This window comes from Leptospira borgpetersenii serovar Javanica (genome assembly GCF_003046425.1).
In the GTDB taxonomy this organism is placed as follows: Bacteria; Spirochaetota; Leptospiria; order Leptospirales; family Leptospiraceae; genus Leptospira; species Leptospira borgpetersenii.
Map to the genome: position 1 here is coordinate 1 of NZ_QAJG01000060.1, position 1,776 is coordinate 1,776.

Annotated in this window: 1 protein-coding gene; it reads left to right on the forward strand. The window is 38.6% G+C overall.

Going from position 1 to position 1,776, the window contains the following annotated elements:
- Positions 1 to 898 precede the first annotated feature (898 nt).
- Positions 899 to 1,288 carry a hypothetical protein gene (locus CLV95_RS18480; RefSeq protein WP_002731998.1) on the forward strand — a complete coding sequence of 130 codons (390 nt, stop codon included), beginning with the start codon at positions 899 to 901 and terminating at the stop codon, positions 1,286 to 1,288.
- Positions 1,289 to 1,776 lie beyond the last annotated feature (488 nt).

Below are 1,776 nucleotides of genomic sequence, written 5' to 3' on the forward strand. Positions count from 1 at the left end.
AGTAAAAAGCCTCATTCTTGTCGGAACACTTGAAAAATATCAGTTTTTGATCCTTATGATCCCAAAAGCCTTCTTAATTTGTGGGTAACGTTATGATAGAGAGCGTTTCATTCCCCGAATAGCGAGGAGCTCACAACGTTAGTTGTGAAATCAACGCGCTCCATAGGAAAGCTCTGCATTGAGTTTTTCAGAGCGACTTGTAGGGAGTGACACTTTCGTTTCCTTGGGTAGAGGAGAAACGAAAGCCCCATTGCTCCCTAAGGGTCGCAACAAAGCGAGTTAGTGGGAAGACTCGTGAGATTTTTCTCTATCAGAAAAATCATACTTTTTGCAAGTAAAGGGCCTCATTCTTGTCGGAATACTTGAAAAAATGTAATAAAAATTTCGGAAAGGTTTGATACAAGAAACATAGGAATTGTATTGAGTTCCCTTCTATAAACCTCCTTTACTTTCAAAGTTTTAAAGAACGATTTCAGGGAACTCGTTCTCGTGAATCGTGTCCCGGGAGCATCGTCATAACAGTTGTCTTTCCGAATTATACTCTGGACGAACTCATTCGTATTTAATACTTTTTTAAAGTCATTGCTTGCATGTTGAACTTCTCAATCCGAACAAGATATGATTTCTACGAAAAATGGGTATATGATTTCCGAACCTTTACTTTTTGCTTTCTTTACCGAAAACATAACGGTCGGAAGAAATTCTCAATCGCCTGAACTCTAAGTTTAAATCGAAAACCTACAGAAGATCGGAATAAGAGATTGCAAACTTATCACCGATTTGTAAACTGCCTTAAAATTTTATCAGGGGCTTGTTCCAAAACTTTGGTTTGTCGCTTTTTTTCGCGGATCGAATCAGAATTTTGAGATAAACACGTAATTTATCACCGGAGTTTTTTATGAAACAGTATCTAATACGAATCTTCAGCTACGGCTTTTTGGTTTGGTTGATTCCATTTATCGTCGCGATTCCGTTTTACTCGAGGGACGGAAAGTTACAGACCGATTTATTTTTATTCAAAACAGTGATGCTTCTTGTAGGAAATTTCACGGGTTGTGTTTTATTGGCCTCTCTTGCATTGAAAATCTCCGGTAAGAAATTTTCGATTCTTCTAAGCACGGGATTTATCTGGCTCACAATCAATTGGGGATTGGATTTCTTAATTTTACTTCCAATGTCTAAGATGAGCGCAGGGGATTATTTTATTCAAATCGGTTTTCGTTATCTAACTATGATTTTTATCTCCTTTACGATCGGTTGGGTTACAGATCGGTCGACTATCAGATAGAAAAGGAAATTCGTCTGGTTCAAAGTTCGTTTTAAAAATCAGGACTTTGTTTGGAGAACTCGGCGGAAGTTTAACTTCCGCTTCATAGAAAGTCGAACTAAAAACTTGGAGCTCGTTTTTTATTCAGAGCCCGTCTTAAAACCCGTCGAGCGCCAATAGAAGCGAGACGGCTTGAGTTTTTCGCTTTATCAGAAAGATTAAGCTGCAAGGTTGTGGACGGGTTCTTATAAATCTATTTTAAAATATTATAATATAAAGAATAAGATAGCATGGGACTGGGCTTCGATGGATTTGACAATGGTTGAGGCTCCCAAAGGGGGAGCTTAACCGGGGAAAGCCCTGCGGACCGCGCCAAATGGGGGTTAAACGGCATATTCTTACAGATGGAAATGAAATGGCATTACGTTGACAGGGACGAACGTTTATGACAAACAAAAAGATGCGTTGAATTCAATCCTAATATTTTCCGGAAAAAAAAGAAAAAAACC